Below are 25,917 nucleotides of genomic sequence, written 5' to 3'. Positions count from 1 at the left end.
TTCAAAGTCAAATATAGTTTATTATATGAAAAAAGAGGAAGTTTTTTTTGTTTCTGTTCTTGATATAATGATAATTAATGTTTATAAAGCTGTTGTAAAGTATTTTTACATAGCCTAACTTATTTAAACTTGTTCAAAATAAAAAAAAGAAATTTTTAAATAAAGTATGGGGAGTTTGAACACAGAATGGTAAAGAATCTGCGCGATAATGATTCAATGTTCGTATAAAGGCTTTAAAAATGAAAAAGCTTTAAACCTTTGAAATATTTTGGTTTAAAGCTTTTTTGAACTTATAATAAAGTTGAATTTACTATTTTCCTTTTTTCGTGTTGTATTTTTTGTAGGCATCTATAATATACAGCTTAACATCTTCTGCTGAGGCTTGCTCAATGAATTTGTAAGTCGGTCTGTATTGCTCTTTGAAAAGTGCCAAATCTGGATTTTTTAGAGGCGTTACGGATTGGATTAAGTCATCTGTGAATTTACGATCGATAGCTCTTTTATGTTGCTCCTCTACTAAAAGTTTGTAGTTTTGACGTGCTCTTTTTCCTTCTTTACTAAATAGTCGAGAAGGAGAGAGACGGATACCGCCACGTTGTTGACCAACATCAGAGTATTTTCCAGCGATTTTTGTTGCATTGATTTCTGCAATTAATCTACTATCTGTCATTCTTTCAATATAGACTTCATTTAGTTCAATTACTGAATTTAATCTATTTAGATAGACTCTTTTAACACCATAATCATAGACAAAAACAGTGTCTTTTTCATATCCGGTAGCCTCTATCGCTAAATAATCATTCAATTGAGCATCAATGATAAAATTGCCTTCTTGATCTGTTTGCACAATTTTATTTGTACGGGTATTTTTGATAGAAACTCCTTCAATTTTTTGACTACTGACCAATTCCATGGCAATTCCTTTTATTTTTTCCTGCGCTTTGAGATTGCTGAAGATACTGGTAATTCCCAGAAGTGTCAATATGCTTAAACTATGTATGAATGCTGTTTTCATTTTTCCTTTTTATATAACCAAAAATACATAAATATAAGTAGTAATGTATTTAAAAGAAATTATTTTAATAAAAAAATCTCATATATGATTGTATATGAGATTTTCTGTTTTTTATTTTGCTGTCCAGATATTGTTTTCCGGAACATGGTCTGGAAAAACTTTATCAGGATCTAATTGAACTGATATTAAAGGTTCTTTTGAATCTATTTTGAAGTCAAAAGATTGGTTTCTTTCCCAAACTTCTACAGGTAATTTTTTTCGAATTTTCTTTCCTGATACTGTTGTGGCTTCAACTACTACAGGCATAGGAAGTTTTTCTAAATTTTGAACCGTAATAACGGAACCTAATTTAGGGTCATTTTTTATGTATGTTACTTTATTGATTGCCTGATCAAGACGCCAGTTGTTTAGAAACCAACCGCGCCAAAACCAATTTAAGTTTTCCCCTGTCCCATTTTCCATTGAACGGAAAAAATCTTCTGGTGTCGGATGTTTATAGGCCCAATCAGAAATGTATTTTTTGAATGCATAATCAAAACGTTCTGCGCCAATAATTTCATTTCTTAATAATTTGAGACCATAAGCAGGTTTATAGTAAAGCAATATACCAATATTGCGTTCATCCATGCTTTGTGGTGTATTCATTATCGCTTCCAAGCGAGGATCTGTAAATCGGACTGCTTGACTGTTTGGATCTCCAACTTGTTTAAAATATTCACCGTTATTGAAACTTTCGGTTGCAATTTCATTTATGAAAGAGTTGAATCCTTCATCCATCCAGCCAAATTCTCTTTCGTTGCTGGATACAATCATGGGAAACCAGTTATGGCCAAATTCATGATTTGTTACTCCCCATAAGGATCCAGCACGTGCTTTATTGCCACAAAAAGATAATGCAGGGTATTCCATGCCTCCAACATTGGAAGCTACGTTGACAGCTACAGGATAGGGATAATCAAACCATTTGTTGGAGTAATGTTCAATGGCCGCTTTGGTATACTCAGTAGAACGTTCCCAGGCATTATTACCATTACTTTCTTCTGGGTAAGCAGAAATAGCAAGTGATTTTTTTCCATTGACCAAATTAATTCTCGCTGCATCCAATATAAAAGAAGAGGAAGAAGCCCATGCAATATCTTGCGCATTATTTAAAATGTATTTCCACGTTAGGCTTTTCTTATTTGGTCTTGAGTTTGCTTGAGAGACCTCTTGTGCAGAACGTATGATGACTGTCTGGTCACTATTTTTGGCATTTTCATAGCGTTTAAACTGTTCTGCCGTAAATACCTCTTGTGGGTTCTGAAGTTCTCCCCCCAAAACTACAATGTGATTCGCGGGAGCCGTTATCTGTACCTGATAATTACCAAATTCACGATAAAATTCGCCAGGCCCCGTATAAGGTATTGTATTCCATCCTCGAATGTTGTCGTAAACGCATACTCTAGGGAACCATTGTGCGATGGCAAAAACATTACCTTTGGCGGCTTTTAGTATTCCCGTTCTATCGGCACCATACTCTGGTATTGTGTATGAATATTGTATCTTAAATCCTGTTTTACCACCTTTTGCTGCTAAGGCTTGAGTTAGCCTAATTTGCATGCGGGTATCGGTGATGATATAATCAACCGGTTTACCAGTTAGATCGGTGACAGAAGATATCGTATAGCCACCATCAAAACTTGCGTTAGCATCACCATATCTACTTTTTGTTAATGGAGATATGGCTTGACCTCGACCTTCTTTGGAGAACATATTTTGGTCTAACTGAAGCCATACATAGTCCAGCTGATCTGGACTATTATTGCTATAATTTATTTCAACATTTCCAGCAATTGTATTTTTTCGATCGTCTAATGTTGCTGTAATTTTATAGTCAGCATTGTTTTGCCAGTAAGCTGGTCCTGGTTTTCCACTTGCTGAGCGAAATTCATCACCATTATTATTAAAAAATAAAGGAGCAAATGCTTCAGTATAACTATAATTGCTTTTTTGTTGAGCAAAACTTGGAGTTGATAATGATAAGGACAGAATACTTATTGACAATAAGGGTAATCTTTTCATACTTAATTGTAGGGATTGTTCTGCCTAAATATAGTATGAAAAGATGTATTGTTAAATTTTTTCGAAGAAATAGTCGGATTGTAACGATTATTTTAGAGAGGAAGCGTATTCTAGTTCATCGAAACCGAGCAAAATTTGCTTTCCACCTTCAATTACAGGTCTTTTAATCATACTTGTGTTTTTGATCAGAACTTGGTTAGCGGTGTGTGCATCTGTAACGGTCGCTTGTTCTTCTGCATCAAGTTTTTTCCATGTGGTTCCTTTTTTATTCAGCAGTTTTTCCCAACTGATTTCTTTTTCCCATTCCTCGAGTTTATTTTCAGAGATGCCTTCCTTTTTATAGTCGTGAAATGTATAAGGCAATTGATGTTCTTCTAACCAATTGATCGCTTTTTTCACCGTGTTGCAGTTTTTGATTCCGTATACGTGTAACATATTTGTTCTATATTTTAATTCAAACTTAGAGAAATTGTAATTGATATCCAATATCGTATATGTGAATATTAAATTATAGATGCTATTGAGTAAACTTCTTTATTTAGTGAGCATGGATCATTATGTTAGTGTAAGAAGTACACTTTATAAATTATGTAGAACAATATTTTTTTTTTAACTTAGTCCATAAATAGTGAGATTATAAATAACAAAAGCAAATTATAATATGAGCCTAAAAGATTTTAAAGGTGTATTGACGGGAGATCAAGTACAAGAATTGTTTGAATTAGCAAAAACGCACAAATTCGCATTACCAGCTGTTAACGTAACTGGTACAAACTCGATTAATGCTGTAATGGAAACTGCAAAAGCGGTTAACTCACCAGTGATTATTCAATTGTCAAATGGTGGAGCACAATTTTATGCTGGTAAAACGTTAAATAATGATGGGTTAAAGGCATGTATTCTAGGTGCTGTAGCTGCTGCTCAACACGTTCATTTATTAGCAGAGCACTATGGTGTTGCAGTTATTTTGCATACAGACCATGCTGCTAAGAAATTATTACCTTGGATCGACGGTTTATTAGATGCTGGTGAGAAGTTTTTCGCACAACATGGTAAACCATTATTCTCTTCTCATATGTTAGATTTGTCTGAAGAGCCAATTGAAGAAAATATTGAGATTTCGGCAAAATACTTAGCACGTATGAAGCCGCTTGGAATGACTGTTGAAATCGAATTGGGTGTAACAGGTGGTGAAGAAGATGGTGTAGATAATTCTGATGTTGATAGTTCAAAATTATATACACAACCGGAAGAGGTAGCTTATGCTTATGAAGAATTATCAAAGGTGTCTGATAAATTTACTGTAGCAGCAGCTTTTGGTAATGTACACGGGGTATATAAGCCAGGAAATGTAAAATTACAACCTGTTATTTTACATAACTCACAAGAATTCATTCGCGAGAAATTTAATTTAACTGCTGATAAACCTGTTAATTTTGTTTTCCACGGTGGTTCGGGCTCAACTCCTGAGGAGATTGCAGAAGCAATTTCATATGGTGCAATCAAAATGAACATCGATACAGATATGCAATGGGCTATGTGGGATGGTGTTCGTGAGTATGAAGCTAAAAACCATGATTATTTACAAGGTCAAATCGGTAATCCTGAAGGAGCTGATTCTCCAAATAAAAAATACTACGATCCCCGCGTTTGGTTACGTAAGGGAGAAGAAGCTTTCGTTACACGTTTGAAACAAGCTTTCCAAGAATTGAATGCAATTGATGTTAATAGCAAGTTATAATATCGATTGAGTCTACATTTAAGTAGTACTAAAAAGCGTATGAGGTAATTTCACTTCGTACGCTTTTTTGTTGGGGCTGTGTTTTTTATTTATTTTTGTTAAAATCTGCTAAATTTTATCTTAAAGTCAGGAATGGTGCATATTTTGCAGGATAGTTATACGAATAGAATATATTGATATGAAAAAATTAGGATTAGGTGCTATTTTATTTTTTATTGCGCAATTAGGTATTGCTCAGACAAAGCAGAACGTGGGTACGTTTAATTCGGTAGATGTTACAGATAAAATTCAGGTTGAATTAATTCATGGGAATTCCAATGAGGTTGTGACGGAAGGGGCTAATTCTGAGAATATCCAAGTTATCAACAAAAACGGTGCATTACGTATTAAAATGAATACTTTAAATGCGCTTCAAGGAAATAATATCAGTGTTAAGGTATACTATCAATCTTTGAATAGTTTATCTGCCAAAAAAGGAGCGAAGATCGTTAATAGAGAAAAAGAGAAAATAGTAGCCGATCAATTAAATGTTTCCGCAGCAGAGGGTGGTTTAGTGGTTGTTTATGTGGAGGCTAAAAAGGTAGATGTTAAGCCTACCTCAGGTTCTACAATTTCACTTATTGGAAAAAGTATCACACAAGATGTTGTGTCTAATTTCGGCGGTAAATATGAAGGTAAAGAATTGATAACAGATGTAACCAATGTTACGGTCAATGGCGGTGGTCAAGCAGAGGTATATGCAAAAGATTCTATTGTTGCTAAAACGCGTGCGGGTGGCGTTATTGAAGTTTATGGCAAACCTGCACATAAATCTGAGAAGAAATTGGCTGGCGGAATAATTAATTATAAATAATCTACCATAGTAGATTAAAAAAGCACTTAATTTTTTAAGTGCTTTTTTTTTAATGATTTTAACTGGGTTCTTTCTGGAAGTTAATCAGTGTGTTCTTAGCAACACCTAAACCTTCTATTCCATATTCAATTTCATCACCCTCTACTAAAAATCGTTGCGGTACATGTCCTATACCTGTGCCAGCAGGTGAGCCGGTTGAAATAATATCTCCGGGGAATAATCCAAAGAAATCCGAAATATAGGAAATTAATTCTTTAACAGGAGTAATGAAATTTTTTGTATTTCCTTCCTGCATTAATTTACCGTTGAGTTTTAACCAAATTCTTAAATTCCCATCATCTTCAATTTCGTCTTTTGTTACAAAATAGGGGCCTAAAGGAGCAAAAGTATTATAGCCCTTTCCTTTATCCCAGGTACCACCTCGATGTTTCATAAAATGACGCTCTGTTACATCATTCATCATGACATATCCAGCGATATAATCTGTTGATTCCGCTGTCGAAATATGTGTGCCCTTTTTTCCGATCACAACAGCAAGTTCTGTCTCCCAGTCTGTATGGTATGAGTTTTTTGGAATTATAATGTTATCAAAGGGGCCATTTAATGCTGAAATAGCTTTTAAAAATAATATTGGCTCTTGTTCTTGAGCTAATCCAGTTTCTTTTGCATGGTCAGAATAATTAAGTCCTACGCATACAATTTTAGTTGGATTTGCAATCGGTGTTCCGATACGACTTTCGGAAGGAATCGGCTTTAAGCTTGTACGGTTATTTATCACAAACTCTTCTAATCTTTCGAGCCCACCATTAGCGAGAAATTTATTGTCATAATCTTCTCCAAAATCGGAAGTGTCATAGTGAACTTCATTGATTAAAATTCCTGTTTTTTCTTCATTTAGTGGTCCGTAGCGAAATAACTTCATAGCATCTTAAAATATAATCGGCAAATGTAACCGTATAATCCTATTTATTCGTTTTAGTATTGTCAAAATCTGGTAATGAAATTAGGGGCTTTTCTATCATTGTATTCTAAACAGATGATTTTCCATATCATTATATGAAGTTCGAAAACAAAAAAGGTTCCTTTTTTAGAGGAACCTTAATTTTTATAAATCGCTTTGCTTTTTTTTCTTTTTACGAATCTCTGGTTTGGCAGCTTTCTTTAATTCAAACTGTTTTTCGAGATACATGATAATTTCTCCAGCAATATCTTTTTTTGTTGCTTTTTCTATTCCTTCTAATCCAGGAGATGAGTTTACTTCCAGTACGAGAGGGCCTCTGTCTGATGGCATCATATCAACACCACAAACTGTTAACCCCATGGAAGCCGCAGCTGCAATAGCAGTCTCACGTTCATTTTTTGTAAGTCTGATAATTTCTGCTGTTCCCCCACGGTGGATGTTAGATCTAAACTCTCCTTCTTTGGCTGTTCTTTTCATTGCACCGACCACTTTTCCTCCAACAACAAATGCACGAATATCTGTTCCTTTCGCTTCTTTGATATATTCTTGTATTAAGATATTATTTCCTAATCCATAGAAAGCCTCTATAACTGAGGAGGCCGCTTTCTTCGTTTCAGCTAATACTACACCAATTCCTTGAGTTCCTTCGAGTAATTTAATAACTAAAGGTGCACCACCGACCATACTGATCAGGTCGTCAACATCAGATGCAGTACGGGCAAATCCAGTAATGGGAAGACCGATTCCTGCACCAGATAAAATTTGCATACAACGAAGTTTGTCTCGTGATCGTGTTATTGCTTGACTTGGATTGGCTGAAATTACGTCCATTACCTCAAATTGCCTCACAATGGCCGAACCATAGAAAGTAACCGAAGCACCAATTCGAGGAATTATTGCATCAATATCTGAAATATCTTGACCTTTATAGTGGATGCTAGGTTTGCCTTGTTGAATTCCTACATAGCATTTGCTATGATCGATGACAACGCATTCATGTCCACGTTTTTCTGCAGCTTCTACTAATCGACGTGTCGAGTATAAGCTTTTAACTGTTGATAATACAGCGATTTTCACTTTGCTATGATTAGAATGATTTAATTGTAATGTTGGTTCATAAACAATTGTCTATGAATATTCTTTTTATCCAACAGATTTTTGAGATAAGTTAGATCTTGACACGTCCACGATAAACCTTTTTGATAGGAAACTTTTTCCTAGTAACATAGGATATCGCATGGAAGAACGGTTTCTAAAAGATAATTTAATTTCGAAAAACTGATTATATAATTTGGCTTTTGTTAATATGTAATAACGCTTTTCTTTTTGACCGAATGAACTTTTTACAATTTTTTCTCGATAAACAGGAAATTTGAATATGCGAAGTTCTCTTGTTTTAAAATTAACGATAATATGGCAAATAATCCACTTTTGATTTTCAATTATTTTGATTTCATAAGATTCACAATGTAAAACAGATGATCCCGCACCTGTATCTACTTTTGCTTCAATATTAAAAATACCAAGTTCCGGTAAATCTAATGATTCTTTCCAACCCACAATTAGTTTATCTTTCATGGTTATAAGGAGTCATTAGACTTGATAAAATACCAAGTCTAATGACGTTTTAGTTATTCGTAAATAAACTCGCCGTAAGGAGATTTAACTGTTACTTGTTTTGTAGTAGCAGCTTCTACGCGACCAATAATTTGAGCGGGAATACCATAAGATTCGGAGATTGCAATAATTTCTGATGCAATTTCTTCAGGTACATAAAGTTCCATGCGGTGTCCCATGTTGAATACTTTGTACATTTCTTTCCAATCCGTATTTGATTCTTTTTGAATCAAATCAAACAATGGAGGGATAGGGAAGAGGTTGTCTTTGATAACGTGTACTGCATCAACAAAGTGTAATACTTTCGTTTGTGCACCACCTGAACAATGTACCATTCCGTCAATTTGAGAACGGTAAAGATCTAATATTTTTTTGATTACCGGCGCATATGTACGTGTTGGAGAAAGAACTAGTTTTCCTGCTGTAATTTCTTCACCAGTTTCAACTGTGATTTTATCGGTTAAATTTTGACTTCCTGAAAAAACTAAGTCATATGGAACAGCAGGGTCAAAACTTTCCGCATATTTTGCTGCAATATTTTTATTAAAGACATCATGACGTGCGGAAGTTAATCCATTGGATCCCATTCCTCCGTTATATTCTGTCTCATAGTTAGCTTTTCCTGAAGAGGATAAACCAACAATTACATTGCCTGGTTTTATATTGTGATTAGAAATGACGTCTTCACGTTTCATGCGACAAGTTACCGTACTATCTACAATAATAGTACGTACTAAATCGCCCACATCTGCAGTTTCACCACCTGTTGAATAGATACCGATACCCATCTCACGGAGCTCTGCTAGAATTTCTTCTGTTCCATTAATAATTTCTGCAAGAACTTCTCCTGGAATGACATTCTTATTACGACCAATAGTAGATGATAATAAAATATTATCGGTAGCGCCTACACAAAGTAAATCATCAAGATTCATGATGATTGCATCTTGTGCAATACCGCGCCAAACAGATATATCACCTGTTTCTTTCCAGTAAACATAGGCCAAGGAAGATTTCGTACCTGCACCATCAGCGTGCATAATATTACACCACTGTTCATCACCACCTAGAATATCAGGAATGATTTTACAAAAAGCTTTTGGATACAATCCTTTATCGATGTTCTTAATAGCATTGTGTACATCCTCTTTACCTGCGGATACACCTCTTTGGTTATATTTTAAATCTGACATGTTGCTGCAAAAATAATGATTCGTTATGAATTTTAAGCTTTTATTGTAGTAAATATTTGTTAATCTTTTTTAAATATGAGTTGCCATTCAAGAAGTAATTTTTCTAAAGAGTATTGTGCATTTGCAGGACTTGTGCTGGGTAGTGTGTAATACTGGTATTGATCCGCTTTTTTAAAGTGTTTATCAAATACTTTACTTGCTTTTTGTCCATTAAATATGATGGTATGGAGGTGTGGGTGCTGGGAAAAGAATGTAGTGAGGTCATTTGGAATTTCCTCAAGGATATCGAGATCCATACTGCCTTTTCTTTTTGCTTGTGCGCACACATCCCATAGACCGATCCTATTTTCTAGCAGTATATTTAATTTTTCTGAATAAGAATGAAAGTCAGTTATATTAAAAATCCGTTGGATTAATTTCCAGAATCGATTCTGAGGATGTGCATAATATTCTTGGGCTTGAAGCGACCTGTCTCCGGGTAAAGAACCCAATATTAATACTTCAATATCGTTATTTTGAATGGGTAAGAATGATTGTTTAAACATCTTGATAATAAACATTTATGCCGAATATAAAGAATCCTTTTTGATCTGGCATATTTTATTTTGAAATGAAATCGAAATGCTATATATTTGATATCAAACTAATATCAAAACTTAAAAAAATATGGAAAAATTAATTAAACCTCTTTCTGGTTATTTAGCTCTTTTAATTGCTATTGTTCTTTTTGTACTTGGAATCGTATGTTTCTTTCAAGCAGAAGCTTCTTCCTGGTATATTGCGGTGGGGATTTTATTTATTTTAACCACACTGTTCTTGTTAAAGGGTCTGATGATCATTAATCCAAATCATTCACGTGTGTTGAATTTCTTTGGAAGTTATATTGGTACAGTAAAAGAAAATGGGTTATTTTTTGTTAATCCTTTGTACTCTACTTTAAATGTTAGTCTACGATCGGATAATTTACAGGGACAAACTTTAAAAGTAAATGATAAAATGGGTAATCCTATTGAAATAGGCGCTGTTATTGTTTGGCAAGTTGGTGATACTTATAAGGCTACTTATGATGTGACAAATTATACTTCATATGTCCGCACACAAAGCGAAGCGGCTGTGCGGCATTTGGCAGGTAGTTTTCCTTATGATAATTTGGAAATAGATCCTAATAATCAAGCAACAATTACTTTGCGTGAAGGTGGAGATACTGTTAATCATATCTTAGAAAAAGAATTATTAGATCGTTTGGCTCCAGCTGGTATTATTATAAAAGAGGCGCGGATCAGTCATTTAGCGTATGCTTCTGAAATTGCCGGAGCAATGTTACAAAGGCAGCAGGCAACTGCGATTGTTGCTGCTCGTGCTAAAATTGTTGAAGGTGCAGTTGGTATGGTAGAAATGGCTTTGCAAAGATTGTCTGAAAAAGATATAGTTGAGCTTGATAATGATAAAAAGGCAGCAATGGTTAGTAATTTGATGGTTGTACTCTGCGGGGAAAAGGCGGCATCTCCTGTGTTAAATACGGGAACCCTGTATCAATAGTTTTATTCATAAATAATATGGCGGAAAAAAAGAATTTCATGCTCCGGATTGATAGTGATGTATATAAGGCATTGGAAAAATGGTCTGCCGACGAATTTAGGAGTGTGAACGGGCAAATAGAGTTTTTATTGAATAAGGCGTTGAAAGAAGAAAAGCGCTTACTTGATAAAAAAATAAAAATAACTTCAGATAAATCAGCAGAGTAGTTTGTGGTTGGTTTAACATCCTTAATTGAGATTTATTGCAGTTGACATGTGATAGTTGCTAGTGTGAAAGTAAAGGTTTTTAAAATCATTTTCACACTAGCTTTTTTAATGATGAAATAACATAATAAATTTTAAATTTGAATGAATTTTGAGTGGTAAGATAGATAGATATGAATAATAATTTTAGATTGCTTGTTATCAGTACAAGTACGATCCATGGAAGTTCTTTTTTGACCTATATAAAAAATGATTTGGTTGACTTTATTCAGACCGATGAATTGATATTTGTACCTTACGCAAGGCCATCTGGTATTTCTTATGATGAATATACAGCTAATGTTCAGAAAGCTTTAAAAGATAAAGGAATTCGGGTAAAAGGTCTACACACTTTTTCTGATCAAAAGGATGCAATAAAAAAAGCAAAAGCAATTTTTATAGGGGGAGGAAATACTTTTCTTTTGCTCAAGACTTTGTATGAATTGGATCTTGTTAGTGAAATTAAATCGGCTGTTGCTTCTGGTTTACGTTATGTGGGTACTTCAGCTGGATCTAATTTAACGGGCTTGACAATTGGTACAACTAACGATATGCCGATCGTTTATCCCCCAAGTTTTGAAGCGTTACAGTTTTTACCTTTTAATCTCAACCCACATTATCTTGATCCAGATCCTAACTCTACACATAAAGGTGAAACGAGAGAGACAAGAATCCAAGAATTTCATCAATTCAACAGTCAGGCTGTGTTGGGTTTACGAGAGGGTAGCTGGTTACATGTTGAGCATGGTCAAATTGAACTGAAAGGTGTACTGTCTGCACGATTATTTCAACAAGGAAAAGATCCCATTGAGCTTAATCCTGGTCAACTTCAATTTTGAGATATTTACAAAATACTTTAGCAATTTAGCTTCTAGATTTTAGCGGTGATTAAAAAAGTAATTATTTATGAGTAAAAAAATAAAAGTACATCCCGCAGATATTGCTGAAAATCTAAGTAAATTAGAAAAAGAGGCTTTGTATGAGCAATTTAATCATTATGATTTTGACTTGCAACTCGAGATATTTTCTTTTTTAGAAAAGGATGTTCAATATCGCTTAGCAAAATCCCTCTCAGAATCGGAACTGACAGAATTACTTAACAACTTAAAGCCTGATATTAGGAATCAGCTATTTTCTGATTTACCTGATGATTTGATTAAGTACTTAATTAATTTGTTAAATGAACGTGAAAAACAGTTAGCGTTGAAGCTGATTGGCTATGATGAAAATAGTATTGCACATCTCATGACCCCGATGTATGTCCAAGTTAGACCATATTTTACTGTTGAACATGTTTTTAAGCATATTAAGCTTTTTGGAAAGAAGGCTGAAACCTTAAATTTTATATATGTTGTCGATGAAAAGAATGTGCTTATTGATGATTTAAAAATAGGTGAGTTGTTATTAGCCGATACAGATACTGAAATTTCAGAACTGATTGATCATAATTTTGTTGCTATCAGAGCCGCAACTCCTATGGAGGAGGCATTTGAGATTTTCCAGAAATATGATCGAAGTGCGCTTCCGATCACGACGGATAATGGTGTATTGGTCGGTATTGTGACATTTGATGATGTATTGGATCAGATAAAAGATCGAGATACGGAAGATATCCAACGTTTTGGCGGGATGGATGAACTTGATGTTGCTTATACAAAAACTCCGCTACTTAAATTGATTCAAAAAAGAGCTGGTTGGTTGATTATTTTGTTTTTAAGTGAAATGCTAACAGCTTCAGCGATGGCTTACTTTGACGGAGAAATTGAAAAGGCTGTAGTTCTTGCTTTATTTGTTCCATTAATTATTTCTAGTGGCGGAAATTCTGGATCGCAAGCTGCATCACTAATTATTCGAGCCATGGCTTTGGGAGAGATAAAACTTAAGGACTGGTGGTATGTCATGAAACGTGAGATTTCATCTGGTCTGATTTTGGGAGGTATATTGGGTACTATTGGTTTTCTTAGAATTTTACTTTGGCAAGAACTGGGGATATATGATTATGGTATTTACTGGGTTTACATTGCACTAAGTGTTTCTTTATCTTTACTTTTTGTTGTGCTTTGGGGTACATTATCCGGTTCGGTTATCCCATTTGTACTACGCAGATTCGGTTTAGATCCGGCAACTGCTTCAGCACCTTTTGTCGCAACTTTGGTTGATGTATCCGGATTGATTATTTATTTTACCGTTGCGGGCTTATTATTATCGGGTAAGCTATTATAGCCTTTATTAACAGAATATTTTAAAACTGATTCTATTTTTCATTGTTATTTAGTATAGGGGGTGTTGATTTCCCCTTAACTTAAATAATTTAATATGGCAAAGATTGTAGCAGATCAGTTGGTTGAAATGCTTGTGGAAGCAGGTGTAAAACGCGTTTACGCAGTTACTGGAGATAGTCTTAATTTTTTTAATGAAGCAATACGTAAAGATGGCCGACTTAAATGGATTCATGTGCGTCATGAAGAAGTTGGGGCTTACGCAGCAGCTGCTGAAGCGGAACTGGATGGAATAGCATGTTGCGCAGGTAGTTGCGGGCCTGGTCACGTTCATCTCATAAATGGCATGTACGATGCTCATCGTTCACACGTTCCTATGATTGTAATTGCTTCTACAATTAATACCTCGGAGATGGGTATGGGGTATTTTCAAGAGACAAATACTGTAAAGCTTTTTGATGACTGCAGTTGCTACAACCAATTAATAACTACTGCGGAACAGGCTCCTCGAATTATTCAGACTGCCATACAGCATGCAATAGGACAGAAAGGAGTTGCTGTCATCGGTTTGCCAGGGGATGTATCAGAAATGAAAGCTGAAGATTCTTCGGTGTCTACCCAATTATTTTATGTAAATCCTGTCATTCGGCCTTCTGATAGTGAATTAGACACTCTTGCAAAAGTTATTAACGCGAGTAAATGCGTTACCGTTTTTTGCGGAATTGGAGCATCTGGAGCTCATCCTGAAATTGTACAATTATCTCAAAAGATTTTGGCTCCAGTAGGATATTCTTTTAGAGGTAAAATGGGGATTCAACATGATAATCCTTACGAAATAGGAATGACTGGTCTGCTAGGGCAAGCCGCAGCCTATCAAAGTATGCATGAGTCAGATTTGATTTTATTATTAGGTACGGATTTCCCTTATGATAAGTTTATGCCTACTAATAATAAGATTATTCAAATTGATACTGCTGTTGAACGATTAGGACGACGCGCAAAATTGGAAATGGGATTGTGCGGAGATATCAAGCATACTTTACAGGCACTTCTTCCGTTGCTGGAACAAAAAGAAGATGCAAGTTTCCTTGAAGCTCAGCTGAAGATCTATGAGAAAGTAAAGGACAATATGCGTAGTTTTATGCAAGAAAAAGGGGGGGAGGATACAATTCAGCCAGAATATTTGGCACACTGTATTGATGAACTGGCTACGGACAGTGCTATATTTACGGTGGACACGGGGATGACCTGTGTCTGGGGCGCGCGCTTTATTTCAGGGACTGGTAAACGGCAGATGCTCGGTTCTTTCAACCATGGATCTATGGCCAATGCGATGCCAATGGCAATTGGAGCTGCTTTATCTCATCCAGAACAGCAAGTTATTGCATTATGTGGTGATGGTGGATTGTCGATGTTGCTTGGTGATTTGGCTACTATTAATCAATATCAACTGCCTGTAAAAATAATTGTTTTTAATAATCGGGCTCTTGGTATGGTCAAATTAGAGATGGAAGTTGCCGGACTACCTGATAACGAAACCAATATGATTAATCCTGATTTTGCCGCTATAGCGGAAGCGATGGGTTTTAAAGGTATGAATGTACATAAACCTGAAGAGGTTAGGAATGCTATTGAGTTTGCTTTATCGCATCCTGGTCCAATTTTATTAAATGTTTTTACGAATCCAAATGCGCTAGCTATGCCTCCTAAGGTTGATTTTGATCAAATGGTAGGAATGGCAAAGTCAATGTCTAAATTGATGCTTGGAGGTAAAATGCAGGAAGTTTTGGATACGATTAAATCTAACTACAAACACCTTAAAGAATTGTAGTTGAAAAAGTTCAAGGATGGATTATTGGCGACAAATCCTTGAACTTTTTTATTATAGATTCCTTAATCGTTCGTAGATGTCATTTTGCCTTTTTTTTATGTGGAGATAGAAGTGATGTTTAGGGCCTGTGATGATCTGAGTTGTATAGATTCCTTTTGCTCCAGAAAAGAAATAGGCGACAAAACAGGCAATTGCAAAATAAATACTGGCTTCAAACCCAAATAATTCTACCCCCATCAGTATACTAGCCAGCGGTGTATTGGTTGCTCCTGCAAAAACAGCAATAAAACCCATTGCGGCCAATAATCCCATTGGTAGCGGAATAATTCCAAATAGGACATTACCTAGAGTTGCACCAATAAAAAATAATGGTGTTACTTCTCCACCTTTAAATCCTGCGGAAAGGGTGAAAGTGGTTAGTAATAGTTTGATAATAAAATCATAAGAATTTAATTGACTTTCGAATGAGGCTAATATGGTAGGAATTCCTAAACCTATATACTGTGTAGTTCCTAGCTGCCATATTAGGAAAATAAGGACAATACCTCCAATAAAAGGACGCAGGGGAGGGTATTGAATCTTTCTGAAAATGTAGCTAAAGATATCTCCGAATGCAGTGAATAGATAAGCTACTAATCCAAAAATTATACCTGCGATGACCGTATAAAGTAGATGTTGCGGATTGAGTGCGGGGATGTTTTCTCGAATGTGATAATGGGTATGCGATACATTCCAGAAAGAACAGGCATAGTTGGCAATAAAGGCTGTCATGATACTTGGTATAAGTGCTTTTAATCTTGACTTTCCACCAGTTATAACTTCCAGTCCAAATAATGCACCTGTCCAGGGGGTTCCAAAAACAGAAGCAAATCCCGCACTTATCCCGATAATGATTAAAATCTTTCGATCGTCATGAGTTAACTTGAAAATTCTTGAGTATTGATCGGCGATTGCACCTCCTATTTGTACAGCGGTTCCTTCTCTTCCTGCGGAACCTCCAAAAAGATGTGTAAGCAAGGTGCTGAATAAAACCAAAGGTGCCATTCTTAATGGGATGGTCTGTTCGCTTTGGTAATATTCTTTAAGCAGGAGATTATTGCCTTTGCTTGAAGCGCCACCATAGTAATGATAAAGTAATCCAATTATTAAACCTGCTAATGGTAATCCTAGCATGATGACCGGATGAAGATCTCTGTAATTTGTTACCCAGGATAGGCTCGTGAGAAAGAAAGCTGAGATTGATCCTACAATAAACCCAACTGAAATGGCGATCGCTATCCATTTTAAAACAGAAAGAGTCTTCTCTTTAAGTGCTATTTTTGATAAAGTGTTACTTTTAGTTGACATGTCTACTTACTTATTGTCATAAACGATTCTAGCGGATACAAAAAGTATCAGCAAAAGTAGACGTCATCAGCTCATTAAAGCGGTTAGTGGCAGACATCATTGCCTTAATATAGGTAAAGTTAAATAAAACGAATGATTAACGCAACCCAGCCAGCGATCATTAACAGTCCCCCTAATGGTGTAATTGGGCCTAAGAATTTTAAATTTTTATTCCAATATTGAGCAAAAGACAGGAGGTAGATACTGATAGAAAATAATAAAGTTCCTGCCGTTATACTATAAAATACAAAACGTTCACTATAAAGGTCGAAATGTAAATTAAACCCTAAGACCAGTAAGGTAATAGCCGAATACATTTGATAACGAACACCTACTTCAAAAGAGGTTAGTTTTTCTTCGCTAATTAGTTTCTTAAAAGCGTGTGCACCAAAGGCACCCAGCATAATGGCTGTAGAACCTAATATTGCGGCAGTAATAATAACAATATGATTCATATTAGTAAGTTTAAGGTTTTATCATGTCAATATGTGGGATTCCATAATCCAGGTATTCATCGGATACTTGTTCAAATCCGAAGCTTTCATAAAATTTCTTTAGATAGGTTTGCGCGCCTATCTGAATCGCTGTACTACCATACTTTTCAGATATGCAGGTAAGCGATTTATTTATAAGAGCTTTCCCATAATTATTACCCCTAAAGGATGGGTTTGTTACAACTCGGCCAATTGCCGGTTCTGGATAAGATAGACCTGGTGGTACAATTCGGGCATAAACAACAATTTCATTATTGATTTCTGCCCAAATATGGACGCACTGATCATCTTTATTATCCAATTCTGGATAAAAGCATTGTTGCTCATTCACAAAGACATCAACACGTAATTTGAGGATGCGATATAATTCTTCTGTTGTTAATTCAGAGAATGTCTTATATTTCCAAAATAATTCCATAAAAAGAAGAGCTATATTACTATAGCCCTTTTTATATTAAGTATATGTAATTAAGCTAGTAAACTTTTTACAAGCTCGGAAATTGTCCTTCCGTCGGCTTTTCCTGCTAATTGTTGGTTAGCAGCACCCATTACTTTGCCCATATCTTTTACTGTAGAAGCTCCAGTTGTGCTGATTATTTCTTTGATTATCGCTTCCACTTCTTCTCTGCTGAGTTGCTTTGGTAAGTATGCTTCAATTACTTCTTGCTCTTCAACTTCGATCGCATACAGATCATCTCTGTTTTGGGTTTTGTAAATTTCCGCGGATTCTTTACGTTGTTTTACTAATTTTTGAAGAACTTTAATTTCTGTTTCTTCTGTCAATTCTTCGCTGTGACCTTTTTCCGTTTTTGCTAATAAAATAGCTGCTTTGACAGCACGTAAGCCACGTAATTTGTTCGCATCTTTTGCGATCATTGCGGTCTTGATATCTTGATTTATTTTTTCTTCTAAAGTCATATTAAACTGAATTTTATTATTTTCTATTTACAATCGTTCCTGTTGCTTGTGCGGTTGGCATAATAATGAGATCGTTGATGTTAACATGCTTGGGTCTGCTAATCACGAAAGATATTGTTTCAGCAATATCTTTTCCCGTTAAAGCGTCAACTCCGTTATACACATTTTTTGCACGCTCGATATCACCTTTAAAACGCACTTCTGAAAACTCTGTTTCTACCATTCCCGGATTTATGCCGGTTACTTTTATTCCTTTCGGAAGTAAGTCAATTCTCATTGCTTTATTAAGTGCATCTACTGCATGTTTACTGGCACAGTAGACATTTCCATTTGGATACACCTCTTTAGCGGCTATAGATCCTAAATTGACAATATGTGCTCCCTCTTGATTTTCTAATAGCGGTATGACGGTTTTTGTAACATATAATAATCCTTTGACATTTGTGTCGATCATGCGATCCCAATCGCCGATATCGCCATCTTGCATGCTATCTAAACCCTGGCTTAATCCTGCATTATTAATAAGTACATTTATATTTTTCCACTCTGAAGGTAAGTTCTCAATTTTAGATTTTACTTCATCATAATTGCGAACATCAAGTTCAAAGATATGGATCGCAATTTGTGGATATTGTTTATTAAGTCTATCCTTAATTTCCTCTAATCTTTGGAAACGACGCGCACAAAGTAATAAATTATATCCTTCACGCGCTAAGACTTCTGCACAAGCTTCTCCAATACCTGAACTTGCCCCTGTAATGAATACTGTTTTTGACATTGAATTAATTTTAAAATAAAATAAATTGGTTCTCTATTTTGTGGCAATATATATCGTACAAACGCCAAAAGTCTGGGGGCGAATTATTGTGTTTGAAAAACCAACGGCTTTTGTAATTTCCGCAAATTTTTCACCATCAGGAAATCGAGCTACAGATTCAGGTAGATACGAGTATGCACTCGAATCTTTTGAGAAGAGTTTTCCTATTGTTGGGGTTATTCTTTTAAAATAAAAATTATACAATTGTTTAATTGGAAATTTTTTAGGATTAGAAAATTCCAATATTATTGCTTTTCCGCCAGGCTTCAATACACGACAGATATCTGCTAAGCCCTGATTTAGATTTTCAAAATTACGGACGCCAAATGCAACCGTTACAGCATCGAAGGTGTTGTCGTCAAATTGCAACTGTTCTGAATCACCAAGTTGTACTTCAAATTGCTCAGATAAACCTTTTTGTTTAATCTTTTGCTGTGCAACATCAAGCATACCTTGCGAAATGTCTACGCCGATTATTTTTTTTGGATTCAATATTTTAATTGATTCCAGCGCGAAATCACCAGTTCCTGTTGCTACATCTAACATATATTGCGGAGCGATGGATTTTAAAGCATTAATTGCTTTTTTACGCCAGATGATATCAATGCCTAAGGATAGAAAATGATTTAAAAAGTCATAAGTTTTGGATATGTTGTTAAACATATCTGCAACTTGCTCTTTTTTACCGTCTTTTGCGTCCTTGTATGGTTTTAATGATGATGCTTCATTTGTCATAGTAGCAAAGATACAATATTCTGATTGAGCTTTAATATGATCGAAAAGGAAAAATCAAAATAGCAAAATTTTCTTGCAAATACTTTATTCAGCGTGACGATTTGAATACATTTTTAATTATTTATTATTTTTTTGATTGCGCTATTGTTGCGATAAATAGCGTAACTTTATTAACATTGGTGGAAGTTGTTAACAGTTGCTTAATGTCTTGTTAATTAGATGCTGTTTTTTATTATCAACATTTTTTTCAACATCAAATGTGGAAAACTTGAGTTGTAAATCAATGTTTATCAAAAGCTTTTGGGGTGATTGTTTTCACAACTAATTTGACTGTGTACAACTCTTGAAAAATGTCTACCTTATTTTTTTTACATTTGCTATCCGCTATCAGTTTTTTAGCGTACATGCACAAGTTTTTGGATATCATATAAGATGAGTAACGATAATAATTTTGAAGATAGTAATACTGGAACTGGTAAGAAGACCAATTTCGGAGAGCGTAGAACCAAACTCAATAATTTAGTCAGTGGATTAGGTAAACTTCCTCCACAGGCTTTAGATTTGGAAGAGGCGGTTTTAGGAGCTCTGATGTTGGAGAAAAATGCCTTAAGTGAAGTTATTGATATTCTTAAGCCAGAATCTTTTTACAAAGACGCTCATCAGAAAATTTTCGAATCTATTTTTAGCTTATTTCAGAAATCATCTCCTATTGACTTATTAACTGTTACTGCTGAGCTTCGAAAAATGGGAGCTCTGGAAATGGTTGGTGGAGCATATTATATAACACAATTAACTGATCGTGTTGTTTCTGCAGCTAATATCGAATTTCATGCGCGTATTATTTCGCAAAAATATATTCAACGTGAATTAATCAAAGTTTCAACAGAGATTATTAATAGTGCCTATGATGAAACTTCGGATATATTTGATCTTTTGGATCATGCAGAGAAGAGTTTATTTGATATTGCCCAGAATAATTTAAGAAGAGATTCTAGGAAAATGGATGATATCATGCGTGAAGCAATATCAAATTTGGAATTGTTGCGTGATCGTACAGATGGATTAACAGGTGTTCCTTCTGGTTTAACAGCATTAGATCGTATGACCTCCGGATGGCAACCTTCAGATTTAGTAATTATTGCGGCTCGTCCTGCGATGGGAAAAACAGCCTTTGTTCTATCTGTAGCACGTAATGCTGCTGTAGATCATAATAAACCTGTAGCCGTTTTCTCTCTTGAGATGTCTTCAGTGCAATTGGTTAATCGTTTGATAGCTGGAGAAACAGAAATTGAACAGGAGAAGTTGAAGAAAGGTAATCTGGCTGATCATGAATGGCAGCAACTGCATTCTAGAATTGGAAGGTTGACTGAAGCACCTTTAATTATTGACGATACACCAGCATTAAACGTATTTGAATTTAGAGCCAAGTGCCGACGTTTAAAAGCGCAGCATGATATCCAGATGGTCATTGTCGATTATTTGCAACTTATGCATGGAAAGGCCGAAGGAAAAGGTGGTGGTAATCGTGAGCAGGAAATCGGTAGTATCTCAAGGGCATTGAAATCTGTTGCAAAAGAGTTAAATGTTCCGGTATTGGCCCTTTCACAATTAAGCCGTGCGGTAGAGTCTCGTCCAGGGAATTCAAAACGTCCTATGCTTTCTGATTTACGTGAATCCGGATCTATTGAGCAAGATGCAGATATGGTATTATTTTTATACCGTCCGGAGTATTATGGTATGACTGAAGATGAAGAAGGTCGATCAACTGCTGGTGTAGGAGAGGTTATTATTGCTAAGCACCGTAATGGTGAAACTGGAATTGTACCACTTCGTTTTGTCGGTAAATATGTGAAGTTTGTTGATTTGGAAGATGAATTTACAGGTGTTGGTGCGGCAGATGGTTTTAATAATCCAACATCATTCAGTTCTCCAGCAATGAATCCTTCGGCTATGTTTAGTGGTAGTGATATGGGAGGGATGACTGGTGGTATTACAATGCCTTCACGTATGAATGACATGCCGGACGATGCGCCTTTTTAATAACTTTAGAATATACGGTTATAATAAAAGAAGCACTGTTTACAAAACAGTGCTTCTTTTATTTCATACTGATTACTTTATCTACGATATAGACCGTATTTCCTCGCCAAGGTAGTGCTCCATGATATTCCTTATAATGCAGATCAAAGTACTTTCCACTATTTGATTCTAGTTGTTTAAAAACGGTATCGTCTTCAATTGAAAATTCAAATTGATTGCTTGCTACACCACCAGCTTTCATCTGTCCAAAACCCTCTTGAATAAGCTTTCCTTCATACGTTTTGAAAACATTTCCTTTTTTGACAGCATAATTTAAATATCCTGATTTAACACCTTCTCCGAAAACGAAGTAATATTTATAATATGTTATGCTAGCTCCAATTGCTAAAATAACTAAGATGGTGATAAATAAAAATTTTTTAAAACCTCCTTTTCTTTGTTGCGTATCTGTAGAATTAGTCATATCTGAGTTTAATTTTATAATAAACTTAAGTAAAATTGTTTAGATGAACAATAAAGTTTCGTTTATACTTAAATCAATTTTTAGGCCATCTTTTTTTATATCGGTATTTATAATTCCTTAATTAATACTGGTTTTGGTTGTCTAAAAATGTAATTATGTAGTAATGCATTTATTTGCTGGAAGGAGTCGGTTATTCTGAATATAGTCAATCCTTTATCTGCGTATTTATTTTTTTGCATTAGGTAATGATGAATTCAAAATAGTAAATGTTGAGACTTCTCTGTATAATATTATCTAAATTTGTTTTTTGAAAAACGATGGATGATACAATATTAAATAAGAAGAGGAAAATAATTCATTTAGATATGGATGCATTTTTTGCTTCTGTTGATCAACGCGATTTTGAAGAATTACGGGGTAAGCCTATCGCAGTTGGTGGATCTCCTGATGGACGTGGTGTTGTAGCCACTGCTAGTTATGAGGCGAGAATATATGGTGTTAAGTCGGCTATGTCATCTATACAAGCTATAAAATTATGTCCCCACTTAATTTTTACTCGTCCTAGATTTGATGTTTACAAACAGGTGTCCGATCATATTCGTTCCATTTTTTATCGTTATACTGATTTGGTTGAACCGCTATCTTTGGATGAGGCGTTTTTAGATGTATCGGATGATAAACAACATATTGGGTCGGCTCTAGAGATTGCTAAGAGAATTAAACGTGAAATAAAAGACGAACTTAATTTGACCGTGTCTGCTGGGGTGTCGGTTAATAAATTCGTGGCAAAGATAGCTTCTGATATGAATAAACCTGATGGTTTAACTTTTATAGGCCCTTCAAAGATTGTAACTTTTATGGAGGAGCTACCTGTTGAAAAATTTTTTGGAGTTGGAAAAGTAACGGCAAATAAAATGCGCTCTTTGGGTATTTTTAAAGGTCTTGATCTAAAAAAGCAATCACATGTAGATTTGATGCGATGGTTTGGTAAATCGGGAGATTTTTTTTATCAAATTGTGAGAGGTATTGACAATCGAGCAGTTGTACCAAATCGTATTCGTAAATCTATTGGTATTGAAGATACTTTTCCTAGTGATATTGGACAGTTAGATGAATTAAAATCAATTTTAGAAGACTTAAATTCACGACTTTATACACGACTTGAAAAAGGTGGTAAATGGGGGAGAACTTTGACTTTAAAAGTAAAATTTGCAGATTTTACGGTGTTGACAAGAAGTATCTCTATCTTGGAGATTTTTAAACATCAAGAAGATATGTATCAAATTGCACTTTCATTACTTCTAAAACTGGAGTTTGATAAAAAGGTCCGGTTAATGGGGATTTCGATTTCAAATTTTAGAGATGAAAGTAATGACCGTTTCGAGGGTTATCAATTGTCTCTGTTTGATGATTAATTAAATTCGAGTTGTCTAATCACCTTGTTACAACTTAAATTTCTTGTAAATAGGGGCAATTTCCTATATTAGTGCTCAAACTTAGATAATCTTCATATTTAAATGAGTAAATTAATTACCGCGCTGAGTCTTACGGCTTTTATTCTGGTATCAGAATCTACAGTTCAGGCGCAACAAAAACGATTGGATTTTGATCAATCTTGGGGAAATCGAAATTCATTAACACAAAATGTCAACTTCTACCCTGGTTGGGCAAACAGTGTCGCTTATCTAGAACGTGATGCGAAAGATGGTAAAACGTATCAAATTGATTTGAAAAGTGGGAAACGTGAATTATATGTCGTTCCTGCCAAATCATCTGTCAAAGTATACGTTTCAAAAAATGATATTTTTATTCAGGACGGTAGTCAAGCAGCTAAGCAACTGACAAGTTCTCCTGATGTTGCAGAGCAAAACCCAACACTTTCACCTGATGGTAAACTTGTTGCTTTTACACGTAAAAGTGATTTGTATGCGATTGATTTAACGACAGGCAAGGAAATTCGTTATACTACCGATGGTACAGATGTTATCTACAATGGTTGGTCATCGTGGGTGTATTATGAGGAGATCTTAGGTAGATCAACTAATTATAAAGCTTTTTGGTGGTCGCCAGATAGTAAGAAGTTGGCTTTTATGCGCTTTGATGATACAAAGGTGCCTATGTTTCCAATTTATGTGTCGAAAGGTCAACACGGTTATCTAGAAGAAACCCGTTATCCTAAAGCTGGAGATCCAAATCCAGAAGTTAAGGTCGGTTGTGTAAATGCTACTGGTGGAGAAGTGACCTGGTCTGATTTTAACGAAAAGGATGATCAATATTTTGGCCAACCTTATTGGAGTTTTGATAGTAAAAATATCATGGTTCAATGGATGAATCGTGATCAGAATAATTTGAAATTTTATCAAGTTGATCCTAACTCTGGAGCTAAGAAAGAAATTTATGATGAAAAACAATCTTCATGGATTAATTTAGATCATGAAGAGCGTATCACCTATTTGGCCGATAACAAACACTATATATTAAAATCAGATAAGACAGGCTGGGCTCACTATTATCTTTATACTTTAGATGGTAAGTTATTAAATCCAATTACATCGGGTAATTGGCAGGTGACTTCATTAGAGTATATCGATGAGAAGGCAAAAGTAGTTTACTTCATGGCGCGTAAAGAGAATTCGGCACGTTATGATCTATATCGTGTTGACTTTTCAGGTAAGAATATGAAAAGACTGACATTTGGTGATTATTCGCATGATGTAAAAGTATCTCCTGACGGACATTATTTCATAACTAATTATTCTAACGTAAGCACACCTAATAAGGTAGCACTAGTTGACAATAAGGGTAAAATTGTAAAAGAACTGGCCGATAGTAGAGCATCGGATTTTAATACCTATAAATTTGGTGAGACAAAATACTTTACTATAAAGTCTGATGATGGACAGTATGATTTACCTGTTGTCGTGACTTATCCGACGGATTTTGATGAATCGAAAGAATACCCTGTTATTTTCAGTATATATGGTGGTCCTGACGCAGGTACTGTGAAAGATACATGGAAAGGTACAAGAAGTCAATATTGGGCTAATGAGGGCGTTATTCAAGTGTCGGCTGATCATCGTGCATCTGGACAATTTGGAAAACAGGGCGTAGCACTTATGCATCGTAATCTGGGACACTGGGAAATTATAGATTATTCTACTGTTGCGAAATGGTTTAAAGCAAAACCTTGGGTAGCTAAAAATAAATTTTTGATTACTGGCCATAGTTATGGCGGTTATATGACATGTTTAGCAATGACTAAAGCCGCAGATGTTTTTGACTTTGGGATAGCTGGTGCTCCTGTGACATCATGGGAGTTGTATGATACCCATTACACAGAGCGTTGGATGGATACGCCACAAGATAATGCAGAGGGATATAAAAATGGTTCTGTCTTAACTTATACGGATAATTACAAAGGTGTTTTGAGAATTATGCATGGCGATATGGACGATAATGTTCATTTGCAAAATACCATGCAATTGGTTGATGCTTTGACCGATCGTTCTGTACCTTTCGAGTTGATGATTTATCCGGGTAGTCGTCACGGATTTGAAAGATCTAAAAATGCATATGATTTTAAAGAACGTGTACGTTTTTACTATCAGTATTTATTAGAAAAACCGGTTCCAAAGGACTTTAAATAGAGGTGTACCTATAACTAAAGCCTTCTCAGAATATTATTTGAGAAGGCTTTTTTGTTTTGCTATCTTTTGTGTGTAAAAAAAGATGAAATATTGAGTTGTTAAATTGTTGATAACCAAAAATTATTTCATCTTTGTGTAATTTATT

Annotated in this window: 25 protein-coding genes and 1 riboswitch; of the genes, 10 read left to right on the top strand and 15 right to left on the bottom strand. The window is 35.2% G+C overall.

The features are described 5' to 3' along the window. Positions 1-310: 310 nt before the first annotated feature. The 3 genes from JAZ75_RS24110 to JAZ75_RS24100 form a co-directional block, all read right to left on the bottom strand. Positions 311-1,015, bottom strand: coding sequence for a hypothetical protein (locus JAZ75_RS24110; RefSeq protein WP_021192278.1), 705 nt, complete (start codon positions 1,013-1,015; stop codon positions 311-313). Positions 1,016-1,126: 111 nt separating this feature from the next. Next, positions 1,127-3,076, bottom strand: coding sequence for a M1 family metallopeptidase (locus JAZ75_RS24105; RefSeq protein ID WP_208699066.1), 1,950 nt, complete (start codon positions 3,074-3,076; stop codon positions 1,127-1,129). Positions 3,077-3,163: 87 nt separating this feature from the next. Next, positions 3,164-3,511 carry an ArsC family reductase gene (locus tag JAZ75_RS24100; protein WP_208699063.1) on the bottom strand — a complete coding sequence of 116 codons (348 nt, stop codon included), beginning with the start codon at positions 3,509-3,511 and terminating at the stop codon, positions 3,164-3,166. Positions 3,512-3,737: 226 nt separating this feature from the next. On the opposite strand from JAZ75_RS24100, the gene fbaA reads away from it, so the two are divergent. Next, positions 3,738-4,817 (top strand): class II fructose-bisphosphate aldolase, encoded by a 1,080-nt coding sequence (gene fbaA, locus JAZ75_RS24095; RefSeq protein WP_021192276.1) that lies wholly within the window; start codon positions 3,738-3,740, stop codon positions 4,815-4,817. A 178-nt stretch (positions 4,818-4,995) separates the two neighbouring features. Further along, the gene (locus JAZ75_RS24090; RefSeq protein WP_132772856.1) at positions 4,996-5,670 is read left to right on the top strand and encodes a head GIN domain-containing protein; all 675 of its coding nucleotides are present in this window, start codon (positions 4,996-4,998) and stop codon (positions 5,668-5,670) included. Between the two features lie 58 nt (positions 5,671-5,728). On the opposite strand, the gene JAZ75_RS24085 is transcribed toward JAZ75_RS24090, so the two are convergent. The 5 genes from JAZ75_RS24085 to JAZ75_RS24065 all read right to left on the bottom strand — a co-directional run bounded on the left by JAZ75_RS24085 (position 5,729) and on the right by JAZ75_RS24065 (position 9,986). Next, the gene (locus JAZ75_RS24085) at positions 5,729-6,592 is read right to left on the bottom strand and encodes a fumarylacetoacetate hydrolase family protein (RefSeq protein ID WP_021192274.1); all 864 of its coding nucleotides are present in this window, start codon (positions 6,590-6,592) and stop codon (positions 5,729-5,731) included. Positions 6,593-6,775: 183 nt separating this feature from the next. Beyond that, positions 6,776-7,708 (bottom strand): 30S ribosomal protein S6--L-glutamate ligase, encoded by a 933-nt coding sequence (gene rimK, locus JAZ75_RS24080; protein ID WP_021192273.1) that lies wholly within the window; start codon positions 7,706-7,708, stop codon positions 6,776-6,778. Positions 7,709-7,774: 66 nt separating this feature from the next. Further along, positions 7,775-8,209 carry an ATP-dependent zinc protease gene (locus JAZ75_RS24075; protein WP_021192272.1) on the bottom strand — a complete coding sequence of 145 codons (435 nt, stop codon included), beginning with the start codon at positions 8,207-8,209 and terminating at the stop codon, positions 7,775-7,777. A 53-nt stretch (positions 8,210-8,262) separates the two neighbouring features. Beyond that, complete coding sequence (locus JAZ75_RS24070) at positions 8,263-9,441, bottom strand: AIR synthase related protein (protein ID WP_132772853.1); 1,179 nt, start codon at positions 9,439-9,441, stop codon at positions 8,263-8,265. A 59-nt stretch (positions 9,442-9,500) separates the two neighbouring features. After that, a complete protein-coding gene (locus JAZ75_RS24065) occupies positions 9,501-9,986 on the bottom strand; it encodes a DNA-deoxyinosine glycosylase (protein WP_208699061.1) in 486 nt (161 codons plus the stop codon). A 121-nt stretch (positions 9,987-10,107) separates the two neighbouring features. Here JAZ75_RS24065 and JAZ75_RS24060 point away from each other — a divergent pair, with 121 nt between their 5' ends. From JAZ75_RS24060 to JAZ75_RS24040, 5 genes are all read left to right on the top strand, one after another. Next, the gene (locus JAZ75_RS24060) at positions 10,108-10,980 is read left to right on the top strand and encodes an SPFH domain-containing protein (protein WP_021192269.1); all 873 of its coding nucleotides are present in this window, start codon (positions 10,108-10,110) and stop codon (positions 10,978-10,980) included. Between the two features lie 17 nt (positions 10,981-10,997). Further along, the gene (locus JAZ75_RS24055) at positions 10,998-11,186 is read left to right on the top strand and encodes an Arc family DNA binding domain-containing protein (protein ID WP_183915009.1); all 189 of its coding nucleotides are present in this window, start codon (positions 10,998-11,000) and stop codon (positions 11,184-11,186) included. A gap of 170 nt (positions 11,187-11,356) precedes the next feature. Next, entirely contained in the window at positions 11,357-12,061 is a 705-nt protein-coding gene (gene pepE / locus JAZ75_RS24050) for a dipeptidase PepE (RefSeq protein ID WP_232789307.1), read from the top strand. 67 nt (positions 12,062-12,128) lie between these two features. Next, positions 12,129-13,445: a magnesium transporter gene (gene mgtE, locus JAZ75_RS24045; RefSeq protein ID WP_208699059.1), complete on the top strand. Its 1,317-nt coding sequence runs from the start codon at positions 12,129-12,131 to the stop codon at positions 13,443-13,445. Between the two features lie 93 nt (positions 13,446-13,538). Continuing rightward, entirely contained in the window at positions 13,539-15,272 is a 1,734-nt protein-coding gene (locus tag JAZ75_RS24040; RefSeq protein WP_208699057.1) for a thiamine pyrophosphate-dependent enzyme, read from the top strand. A 51-nt stretch (positions 15,273-15,323) separates the two neighbouring features. Here the strand turns inward: JAZ75_RS24040 and JAZ75_RS24035 are convergent, their stop codons facing one another. The 6 genes from JAZ75_RS24035 to ubiE all read right to left on the bottom strand — a co-directional run bounded on the left by JAZ75_RS24035 (position 15,324) and on the right by ubiE (position 19,622). Beyond that, positions 15,324-16,619 carry a voltage-gated chloride channel family protein gene (locus JAZ75_RS24035; RefSeq protein WP_208699055.1) on the bottom strand — a complete coding sequence of 432 codons (1,296 nt, stop codon included), beginning with the start codon at positions 16,617-16,619 and terminating at the stop codon, positions 15,324-15,326. 50 nt (positions 16,620-16,669) lie between these two features. Continuing rightward, positions 16,670-16,732, bottom strand: a riboswitch (Fluoride riboswitch). 6 nt (positions 16,733-16,738) lie between these two features. Continuing rightward, a complete protein-coding gene (locus JAZ75_RS24030; protein WP_021192264.1) occupies positions 16,739-17,113 on the bottom strand; it encodes a DUF423 domain-containing protein in 375 nt (124 codons plus the stop codon). 10 nt (positions 17,114-17,123) lie between these two features. Then, positions 17,124-17,570: a GNAT family N-acetyltransferase gene (locus JAZ75_RS24025; RefSeq protein ID WP_208699053.1), complete on the bottom strand. Its 447-nt coding sequence runs from the start codon at positions 17,568-17,570 to the stop codon at positions 17,124-17,126. A gap of 50 nt (positions 17,571-17,620) precedes the next feature. After that, positions 17,621-18,070, bottom strand: coding sequence for a GatB/YqeY domain-containing protein (locus tag JAZ75_RS24020; RefSeq protein WP_021192262.1), 450 nt, complete (start codon positions 18,068-18,070; stop codon positions 17,621-17,623). 16 nt (positions 18,071-18,086) lie between these two features. Beyond that, positions 18,087-18,848, bottom strand: coding sequence for an SDR family NAD(P)-dependent oxidoreductase (locus tag JAZ75_RS24015; protein WP_208699051.1), 762 nt, complete (start codon positions 18,846-18,848; stop codon positions 18,087-18,089). 33 nt (positions 18,849-18,881) lie between these two features. Next, positions 18,882-19,622: a bifunctional demethylmenaquinone methyltransferase/2-methoxy-6-polyprenyl-1,4-benzoquinol methylase UbiE gene (gene ubiE / locus JAZ75_RS24010; RefSeq protein ID WP_132772838.1), complete on the bottom strand. Its 741-nt coding sequence runs from the start codon at positions 19,620-19,622 to the stop codon at positions 18,882-18,884. 432 nt (positions 19,623-20,054) lie between these two features. Between ubiE and dnaB the strand changes: the two genes are divergently transcribed. After that, on the top strand, positions 20,055-21,662 hold the full coding sequence (gene dnaB / locus JAZ75_RS24005) for a replicative DNA helicase (protein WP_132845370.1): 1,608 nt from the start codon (positions 20,055-20,057) through the stop codon (positions 21,660-21,662). Between the two features lie 58 nt (positions 21,663-21,720). Here dnaB and JAZ75_RS24000 read toward each other — a convergent pair whose 3' ends face one another. Continuing rightward, complete coding sequence (locus JAZ75_RS24000; RefSeq protein WP_132845372.1) at positions 21,721-22,125, bottom strand: hypothetical protein; 405 nt, start codon at positions 22,123-22,125, stop codon at positions 21,721-21,723. A 317-nt stretch (positions 22,126-22,442) separates the two neighbouring features. Between JAZ75_RS24000 and dinB the strand changes: the two genes are divergently transcribed. Continuing rightward, positions 22,443-23,540, top strand: a complete 1,098-nt coding sequence (gene dinB / locus JAZ75_RS23995) for a DNA polymerase IV (RefSeq protein WP_208699049.1) — start codon at positions 22,443-22,445, stop codon at positions 23,538-23,540. Positions 23,541-23,642: 102 nt separating this feature from the next. Next, positions 23,643-25,772, top strand: a complete 2,130-nt coding sequence (locus JAZ75_RS23990) for a S9 family peptidase (RefSeq protein WP_208699047.1) — start codon at positions 23,643-23,645, stop codon at positions 25,770-25,772. The last annotated feature ends 145 nt before the right edge of the window (positions 25,773-25,917 follow it).

Source organism: Sphingobacterium sp. UDSM-2020 (assembly GCF_016132525.1).
GTDB lineage: Bacteria > Bacteroidota > Bacteroidia > Sphingobacteriales > Sphingobacteriaceae > Sphingobacterium > Sphingobacterium anhuiense.
Note: the sequence above shows the minus strand (reverse complement) of the source record. Positions and strands in the feature narration are given on the sequence as shown.

Bases quoted from the DNA above. Each gene is read 5' to 3' on its own strand.
- JAZ75_RS24110 (WP_021192278.1), bottom strand. From the start codon at position 1,015: ATGAAAACAGCATTCATACATAGTTTAAGCATATTGACACTTCTGGGA.
- JAZ75_RS24105 (WP_208699066.1), bottom strand. From the start codon at position 3,076: ATGAAAAGATTACCCTTATTGTCAATAAGTATTCTGTCCTTATCATTA.
- JAZ75_RS24100 (WP_208699063.1), bottom strand. From the start codon at position 3,511: ATGTTACACGTATACGGAATCAAAAACTGCAACACGGTGAAAAAAGCG.
- fbaA (WP_021192276.1), top strand. From the start codon at position 3,738: ATGAGCCTAAAAGATTTTAAAGGTGTATTGACGGGAGATCAAGTACAA.
- JAZ75_RS24090 (WP_132772856.1), top strand. From the start codon at position 4,996: ATGAAAAAATTAGGATTAGGTGCTATTTTATTTTTTATTGCGCAATTA.
- JAZ75_RS24085 (WP_021192274.1), bottom strand. From the start codon at position 6,592: ATGAAGTTATTTCGCTACGGACCACTAAATGAAGAAAAAACAGGAATT.
- JAZ75_RS24075 (WP_021192272.1), bottom strand. From the start codon at position 8,209: ATGAAAGATAAACTAATTGTGGGTTGGAAAGAATCATTAGATTTACCG.
- JAZ75_RS24070 (WP_132772853.1), bottom strand. From the start codon at position 9,441: ATGTCAGATTTAAAATATAACCAAAGAGGTGTATCCGCAGGTAAAGAG.
- JAZ75_RS24065 (WP_208699061.1), bottom strand. From the start codon at position 9,986: ATGTTTAAACAATCATTCTTACCCATTCAAAATAACGATATTGAAGTA.
- JAZ75_RS24060 (WP_021192269.1), top strand. From the start codon at position 10,108: ATGGAAAAATTAATTAAACCTCTTTCTGGTTATTTAGCTCTTTTAATT.
- JAZ75_RS24055 (WP_183915009.1), top strand. From the start codon at position 10,998: ATGGCGGAAAAAAAGAATTTCATGCTCCGGATTGATAGTGATGTATAT.
- pepE (WP_232789307.1), top strand. From the start codon at position 11,357: ATGAATAATAATTTTAGATTGCTTGTTATCAGTACAAGTACGATCCAT.
- mgtE (WP_208699059.1), top strand. From the start codon at position 12,129: ATGAGTAAAAAAATAAAAGTACATCCCGCAGATATTGCTGAAAATCTA.
- JAZ75_RS24040 (WP_208699057.1), top strand. From the start codon at position 13,539: ATGGCAAAGATTGTAGCAGATCAGTTGGTTGAAATGCTTGTGGAAGCA.
- JAZ75_RS24035 (WP_208699055.1), bottom strand. From the start codon at position 16,619: ATGTCAACTAAAAGTAACACTTTATCAAAAATAGCACTTAAAGAGAAG.
- JAZ75_RS24030 (WP_021192264.1), bottom strand. From the start codon at position 17,113: ATGAATCATATTGTTATTATTACTGCCGCAATATTAGGTTCTACAGCC.
- JAZ75_RS24025 (WP_208699053.1), bottom strand. From the start codon at position 17,570: ATGGAATTATTTTGGAAATATAAGACATTCTCTGAATTAACAACAGAA.
- JAZ75_RS24020 (WP_021192262.1), bottom strand. From the start codon at position 18,070: ATGACTTTAGAAGAAAAAATAAATCAAGATATCAAGACCGCAATGATC.
- JAZ75_RS24015 (WP_208699051.1), bottom strand. From the start codon at position 18,848: ATGTCAAAAACAGTATTCATTACAGGGGCAAGTTCAGGTATTGGAGAA.
- ubiE (WP_132772838.1), bottom strand. From the start codon at position 19,622: ATGACAAATGAAGCATCATCATTAAAACCATACAAGGACGCAAAAGAC.
- dnaB (WP_132845370.1), top strand. From the start codon at position 20,055: ATGAGTAACGATAATAATTTTGAAGATAGTAATACTGGAACTGGTAAG.
- JAZ75_RS24000 (WP_132845372.1), bottom strand. From the start codon at position 22,125: ATGACTAATTCTACAGATACGCAACAAAGAAAAGGAGGTTTTAAAAAA.
- dinB (WP_208699049.1), top strand. From the start codon at position 22,443: ATGGATGATACAATATTAAATAAGAAGAGGAAAATAATTCATTTAGAT.
- JAZ75_RS23990 (WP_208699047.1), top strand. From the start codon at position 23,643: ATGAGTAAATTAATTACCGCGCTGAGTCTTACGGCTTTTATTCTGGTA.